The organism is Brevibacterium sp. Mu109 (assembly GCF_900169375.1).
Lineage (GTDB): Bacteria > Actinomycetota > Actinomycetes > Actinomycetales > Brevibacteriaceae > Brevibacterium > Brevibacterium yomogidense_A.
This window is the reverse complement of sequence record NZ_FXZF01000055.1, coordinates 1-7,080: the sequence shown is the minus strand read 5'-3', so window position 1 is coordinate 7,080 and position 7,080 is coordinate 1. Positions and strand designations below refer to the sequence as shown.

The 7,080-nt window shown below is 69.3% G+C and carries 6 protein-coding genes and 1 tRNA gene; 3 read left to right on the top strand and 4 right to left on the bottom strand.

What is annotated here, in order from left to right:
• Positions 1–218: 218 nt before the first annotated feature.
• The 3 genes from BSP109_RS15950 to BSP109_RS15940 all read right to left on the bottom strand — a co-directional run bounded on the left by BSP109_RS15950 (position 219) and on the right by BSP109_RS15940 (position 2,708).
• Positions 219–1,229, bottom strand: coding sequence for an inorganic phosphate transporter (locus BSP109_RS15950; RefSeq protein ID WP_101601915.1), 1,011 nt, complete (start codon positions 1,227–1,229; stop codon positions 219–221).
• Between the two features lie 9 nt (positions 1,230–1,238).
• Complete coding sequence (locus tag BSP109_RS15945) at positions 1,239–1,859, bottom strand: DUF47 family protein (RefSeq protein WP_087008923.1); 621 nt, start codon at positions 1,857–1,859, stop codon at positions 1,239–1,241.
• A 195-nt stretch (positions 1,860–2,054) separates the two neighbouring features.
• Entirely contained in the window at positions 2,055–2,708 is a 654-nt protein-coding gene (locus BSP109_RS15940) for a hypothetical protein (RefSeq protein ID WP_256970402.1), read from the bottom strand.
• 176 nt (positions 2,709–2,884) lie between these two features.
• On the opposite strand from BSP109_RS15940, the gene BSP109_RS15935 reads away from it, so the two are divergent.
• Positions 2,885–3,832 carry a hypothetical protein gene (locus tag BSP109_RS15935; RefSeq protein ID WP_087008925.1) on the top strand — a complete coding sequence of 316 codons (948 nt, stop codon included), beginning with the start codon at positions 2,885–2,887 and terminating at the stop codon, positions 3,830–3,832.
• Between the two features lie 91 nt (positions 3,833–3,923).
• On the opposite strand, the gene poxB is transcribed toward BSP109_RS15935, so the two are convergent.
• A complete protein-coding gene (gene poxB / locus BSP109_RS15930) occupies positions 3,924–5,639 on the bottom strand; it encodes a ubiquinone-dependent pyruvate dehydrogenase (RefSeq protein ID WP_101601914.1) in 1,716 nt (571 codons plus the stop codon).
• Positions 5,640–5,837: 198 nt separating this feature from the next.
• Between poxB and BSP109_RS15925 the strand changes: the two genes are divergently transcribed.
• Entirely contained in the window at positions 5,838–6,305 is a 468-nt protein-coding gene (locus BSP109_RS15925; protein ID WP_101601912.1) for a VOC family protein, read from the top strand.
• Between the two features lie 317 nt (positions 6,306–6,622).
• Positions 6,623–6,698 (top strand) — tRNA-Lys (locus BSP109_RS15920).
• Positions 6,699–7,080: the final 382 nt, after the last annotated feature.

The following is a 7,080-nucleotide window of genomic DNA, read 5'->3' as shown; positions in this document are numbered from 1 at the left end:
TGATCTCAGCGTCCACAGCCAGATCGATCTCGACCACGTCGCCGATCAGATGAACCGCCGACCACGTCGGCGTCTGGAATTCGCGACTCCCTACGAAGTACTCTCAGACCACCTGTTGCGATGACCCACTGAAACCGCCAGCCGATTTCGTCCGCATGTTGAGCTTTCGAACTCACCCCGGGCGCCGTCTGGCTCCCAGCAGGCTGCTTTCGATCGCCTCACACACCCATGAGGACGAGCAGCCCGGCGAGCGCCGCGCCCAGGACCGCCGGCACGGGGATCCCCAGCTGGGCCGAGCCGATGACGGGGTAGAGGAAGCGCGTGCGGATATGTCCGCGCCGCCCGGAGAACTGGGTGCCGACGTTCGCGGCGGACACCGTGTAGACGATCGAGACGGGCACCGCGACGGCGAAGGCTGACACGAGCGTGGTGGTCGCCGCGACGCCGTTCGCGATGACGGACTTGAGCGGATCGAGCTTCACCATCCGCACCGCGACAGTCCGGGCGACGCGCCAGCCGGAGGTGACGGTGCCGACCGCCAGTGCCGTCGCGACGAGGAGCCTCACGGGCCAGCCCACGGTGGTGTCCTCCCCCGCCACGAAGTCGATCCCCTCGTAGGCGAGGACGGCCATCGCGAGCACTGCGGCGGACTTCTGGGCGTCCTGCACACCGTGCCCCAGCGACAGGAGCCCCGTCATCACCGCGTCCGCGGCGCGCGCAGTGCGGAACAGCGGCTTGGGCGCAGAGGTGGCGGCCAGCCTGGTGACGACGGCTGTGACCAGAGCGGACAGGCCGAGGACGACCAGCGGGGCGATCAGCAGCGGCAGGATGAGCCGCATCAGCATGCCCTCGAAGTCAGCGACCGCCCCGTAGACCAGCCCGGCGCCCAGCACTCCCCCGACGAGGCTGTAGGACGACGACACCGGCACTGCCAGCATGTACGTCACGATCCCCCAGGCCGTCGCCGCGATCATCCCCGCGACGATGACGGAGAGGATGCCGTGCGGGTCATGCGGCAGAGACACCGTGTTCTCCGCGATCACCAGTGCGACCCCCTGGCCCAGGAGCGCACCGATGAAGTTGAACGTCCCCGACAGCCACAGTGCGACGCGCGGGTTCAGCGCTCGGTTCGCGACGGCGTTGCCGACCGTGACGCCGGCATCATGGAAGCCGTTGACGAAGGCGAAGGCGGTGACGGAGAGGACCGCGACGACGAAGAGCAGCTCCACGTTCCCCGCTCAGGATTCGCGGACGGCGACTTCGGCGACGACTGTGCCGATGGATGTGAAGGAGCGGGCGGCCTCGTAGAACGTCTGCCCCAGCAGGGTCGCGGCGGCCAGATACGCGAGGCCCCTCCGCGCGGCGGGCACCGCGTCGGACACCTGGAGGTGCAGCGCCTCCGCCCGGTAGAAGAGCCGTGACATCGATTCCACGTACTGCCACTGATCCGGTTTGCCCGGCAGCCGCTTGAGCATGCTGTGCGTCTGGTCCGTCGCGTTCGACAGCACGGCGAGCATCTCGAGGACACCCACGGGGAGCTGTTCGAAGGCGGAGGACGACAGCGCGAATCCCACGGATTCCAGCCTGTGGGTGGTCTGGCACAGTGCGTTGGTGAGTCGATAGAGCGCGTCGCGGTCGATCGGCGTGGCGTAGTTCTCCCGCAGTGCCCGCAGCACCGCTGATTCCGCGGCATCCGCCTCGTCGGAGACGGCTGCGAGGCGACCCGCCGCTTCGCGGCGCTCCTCGACGGGGATGCCGGACAGCTCCGCGAGGATCAGACTGCTCTGCCGCAGGCTCGAGGAGAGGCCTGTGAGGTGCGTGAAGTACTCCGCCTCGTGAGACAAACGGCGAAGGCGCACAGGAACACCATCCTCACTGCTTCAGAAGAGTAGGCGGGTGCCGGACTGAGAGCGCCTCTCGGCGATAGGCCGCTCGAAGCGGCGTGTGTTGGAGCCCGGGGCTTCAGCAGCCCGACACCCGGTGTGGCCCGAGGGCCACGGCACCAGTCTAACGACTCACACCCCAGGCAGCACCCCACTCATCACCCGGCGGGCTCACGCCAGTTCGTTCGCGCGATGCGAACGCGCAGATGAGGCGAGGTCGGTCGCCAGCTGCTCGAACGCGCGGGAATCGTCGCGCCGGCCCAGTTCCCAGCGGCCGGCGGCGGCGACCTCGGCGAAGGCGGCCGCCCGCAGCAGGGCCATGGTGAAGTCACCCCGGAAGGCGCCGGCGAGGATCTCGTCCGCGGCGCGCGCGACCTCGTCGGGGCCGGGAGGATCCTCGATCCCCGCCACCAGCTCCGCCAGATACGCGTCGACGCGGATGCGACCGCCCAGACCGTCGGCGCGGGACACGTTGCGGCCCGTCGTGTACTCCTCCGCCGCGCGTCGGGGGCTGCGCACGATCCATTCGCGCAGGGCGTAGAGCCGCCAGAGGACGCCGGGCAGCGAGACGGCCGGCGCTGTGGCCCAGATCTCCGCGATCGCCTCGAGGCCGATCTCATCGGACAGGTGGACGAAGCGGGCGGTCGCCTCGTCGTCACGCGCAGCGCGGTCCGCGTCATCGGCGGCTGCGGGCGCGCCGTCGGTGTTCCCGTAGACCAGCAGCGAGGCCGCGGCGTGCGCGAGTTCGGCCAGCTGGGCGGGGTCCGGGTGGGTGGCGTAGCCCTCGAGATCCGCTTTCGGGAGGGGCTTGTGGTGTCTGCGCATCATGCTCCAGGCTACTCTCCGACTCTGGAGACTCACAGGAATCGGGAAGCACTCAGGCGACGTTTGTACTGTCGTGGGTGGAGTCCCCTCCGCAGCGATCCTGCGGCTGGCCCGGGCACCCCACGAGACGACGCCCCCACACGGCGTGGGCTCCGGCAAGGACCTGAGGAGGACCTATGACGACGAACTCCACTGCGACGAAGGGACTGGGCGCGGCCACGAAGCTCGCGTTCGACAAGAACGGCGAGCTCCGCCCGCAGGCGAAGGGCCTGTTCGAGAAGGCACTGTCCGTCCAGCGGCCGGTCGTGCTCGCCTACATCCGCAGCGTGCGCCGGCGCCATCCGCACGCCTCGCCGGCGGAGATCGCGGAGATCCTCCGCAAGCACTACGTGACCCTGGCGATGGGCGGCGGCGCGGCAGTGGGCGCGACCGCCGTCGTCCCCGGCATCGGCACCGGTGCGGCGCTCGGGCTGGCTGCCGTCGAGACGGGCGGCTTCCTCGAGCTGTCAGCCCTGTACTCGCAGTCGCTCGCAGAGCTGCACGGCATGCAGGTGCGCGAGCCCAAGCGCGCGAACGCGCTCGTCATGGGGCTCATGCTGGGCGGATCCGGCAAGGACCTCGTCCGCCAGTTCTCCGACCAGGTCGACGGCGGCGCGCCCGTCCATTCGAACTTCGGCGCGCTCGTGACGAAGCAGATCCCCTCCGTCGTCATGGACTCGGTGGTGAAGAAGCTGCGGAAGAAGCTCATCCGCACCTACGCCGCACGCACCGGCGGATCGGTCATCGGGCGCGCGCTGCCGTTCGGCGTGGGCGCCGTCGTCGGCGGCACCGCCAACCGCATCATGGCGGGCACCGTCGTGAAGAACGCGCAGAACGCCTTCGGCGACATGCCGAACCACTTCTCCCCTGACCTCGACCCCGCGTCCAGCTCGCCGCTGCGCGATGCGGACATCACCGCAGGCCTGCGCCATCTCATGGCGGCCGCGTCGCGGCGTAGGGGGAAGAAGGACATCGAGGGTGAGACGGTCGACCAGCTGGGACTGCCCGGCATCGACGAGGCGACGGGCGAGAACGGCGACGCGCCCGAGGCCCCCCGCACCTGGCGGCCGGACCCTCGCCTCTGAGGGACCGGGGCTCCCGGAGCACGCTGCGGCCCCCCCCCCCCCCTCCCGCCGCCCCGCCGGCGTGGGTGCGGTGCGGCGGGCCGCAGTCGCATCACAGCAGCTGGCGCAGGTTCGCCTTCGCCAGGTCGATCAGCTCATCGCCGCGACCGGACAGGACGGTGCGGACGGCGAAGAGCGCGAAGCCTGCCGCCTGCTCCGCCTTGATGGAGGGCGGCATGGAGAGCTCCTGCCGCTCCACCACTACGTCCAGCAGTGCAGGACCGTCGTGTGCGAGGAATTCCCTCACCGCCTCTTCGAGCTCCTTGGGCTTCTCGACGCGGAATCCCTTGATCCCGACCGCATCCGCGATCGCCGCGAAGTCCGTGCGGCCCAGGTCCGTCGCGTGCGTGACGAACCCGGCGGCCTTCATCTCCAGTTCCACGAAGTTGAGGGAGTCGTTGTTGTAGACGACGGTCTTGACCGGCAGGTCGTGCTGGTTGACGGTGAGCAGCTCCCCCAGGAGCATCGACAGTCCGCCATCGCCGGCCATCGCGACCACCTGGCGATCCGGGTGGCTGGCCTGCGCACCGATCGCCTGGGACAGGGCGTTCGCCATGGAGCCGTGGGTGAAGGACCCGATCAGCCTGCGCTTCCCGTTCATCGTGAGGTGGCGGGCCGCCCACATCACGGGGGAGCCGACGTCCGGCAGGAAGACCGCATCGTCCGTCGCCCCCTCGTCGAGCAGCCGGGTGAGGTACTGCGGGTGGATCCGCCGGCGGGCCGGGGTCGCGAGTTCGTCGAGCTCCTTCCGGGTCCTGCCGTAGTGCTTCACCATCCGGGAGAGGTGCTTCGAGTCCTTCTTCTGTGTGAGCATCGGCAGGAGCACGTCGACGGTCGAGCGCACATCGCCGACCAGGGGGTGGTCGACCCGGGTGCGGCGCCCGATCTGGCCGCCGCGGATGTCGACCTGGATGACGGTCGCATCCCGCGGGAGGAACTGCGGGTAGGGGAAGTCCGTGCCGAGCATCACGAGCGTCTCCGCCTGCATCATCGCGTGGTAGCCGGACGCGAAGCCCAGCAGCCCCGACATCCCCACGTCATAGGGGTTGTCGTGCTCGATGAACTCCTTGCCGCGCAGCGCGTGGACGATGGGCGCCTGCAGCCTCTCCGCCAGCTCGATCACCTGTTCGCGCGCGTCTGCGACGCCCGCGCCTGCGAGGATCGTCACCTTCGTGCAGTCGTTGAGCGCCTGCGCGGCGCCCGCCAGCCCCGGCCCGGCTGGGACGGTGGCGGAGTCGGCGGGGAGGACGGCCTCGGCGGCGGTGTCGATCCGCGTGAGCAGCACATCACCGGGGATGACGAGCACTGCGGGACCGCGCTGGGACAGTGCCTCGCGCATCGCGATGCGCAGCAGCCGCGGCAGCTGCTCCGCACTGCTGACGTGCTCGATGTAGACGCTGGACTCGCGGAAGAGCTCCTGCGGATGGGTCTCCTGGAAGTAGCCCGTGCCGATCTCCTCGCTGGGGATCTGGGCGGCGATCGCCAGCACCGGGACGCGGGAGCGCATCGCGTCGTACAGCCCGTTCACGAGGTGCGTGTTGCCCGGTCCGCAGGAGCCCGCGCAGGCGGCGAGGGAACCGGTGAGCCCGGCCTCGGCGGAGGCGGCGAACGCGGCGGCCTCCTCGTGCCGGGTGCTGAACCAGCTGATGCCCTCCGTGTCCCGCAGTGCATCGGTGAAGCCGTTGAGGGAATCGCCCGCGATCCCGTAGACGCGGCTCACGCCGCTCGCTGCCAGTGTGTCGACGATGTGCTGTGCTGCGGTGGGCATGACGTTCTCCTGACGGATCTGCGGCGTGGTTCCGTCTACGAGACTAGCCCGGCGCGCCGCTGAAGTGCAGGGGCGGCCGTGGGCGATGTGCGGCAGGTCAGGGCAGGAGCGCATCGGCAGATCACTGCGCGGTGTGAATCGTCTTCGGAGTGTGCCGCGGCACTTTCGCGGACGGCTTCGAGCGAGCACGCTGGAGACATGACTGGAGCAACGGAACCTCGCGACCCCTCGGACATCGGCAGCGCTGGACAGGGCGGCGGCGCCGGACAGGCATCGGGCACGCCGACCGTCTGGGCGACTCTGCAGGCGCAGGACGCGAACGCACTGATCATCTACCTGACGGAGACGTTCGGCTTCCGGCTCACGGCACGGTATGACGACGGCGACATGGTCGCCCACGCAGAGCTGCTGTGGCCCGAGGGCGCGGGCGGCCTGATGCTCGGGTCGTACCGGGAGGGCCGCGAGTGGTCGCGCAGGCCCGGCACCGCGGGCACGTACATCGTCGTGCGGGATGTCGATGCGCTGCACGAGCGGGCACGGCGGTCGGGGGCGGAGATCATCGCTGCGCTCGTCGACACCGACTACGGCAGTCGCGAGTTCACGGTGAAGGACCCGGAGGGCAACCTCTGGTCCTTCGGCACCTATCCGGGCACGCCGATGCCCTGAGGGGTGTGCGATGCGTGGGCCGCGCCACGCGTGGGCCGCGCCACGCGTGGGCCGCGCCACGCGTGGGCCGCGCCACGCGTGGGCCGCGCCACGCGTGGGCCGCGCCACGCGTGGGCCGCGCAGCTGCGCATCGCGCGGCCCACGCACAGCCCACCCCGCCGCGAGTGAGTACAACCTGGCCCAGATTCGGCGCTCGAGGGGCCGGTTTGCACTCACTCGCGATGCGGCGGCGGCCCCACGAGGGCTCGCCACACGTGTGTGCGGATGGCTGCGCAGCTGCTGGATGCGCAGCCGCGCTGGGACGGTAGACTCTGCGTGGGCCTATAGCTCAGTTGGCAGAGCAACGGACTTTTAATCCGTGGGTCGTGGGTTCGATCCCCACTGGGCCCACCAACGGCAATTCAGGTATATCGCCTGGTCAGACGAGTGCTTGACGGTCCACCACAGTTCGGTGGTTCTTCTCCTGCTGATGACGACCTCAATACCTGGTCGGCACGTGGTCGGCACTTCAATCAACGATCATGCGACTGGATACTTCGTGGCCTCCTTACGTGCATGAACATCCAACTTGAGCGCGATTTGTTCCAGGTCATTCGGCAGTAGTCCCGCATAGTGTCGGAGCGTCGTCGAAGCATCTTCGTGTCCAAGAGTAGAGCCCCATAGAGTGGTGTAACGCACAGAGGCCGGTCCCTCGCTCCCGGATGTGGGCGCGGCCACCGTGTGATCCTTCGAGTCAACCTTCCAAGAATCCTCGAATAGGAGTCATCACGATGAC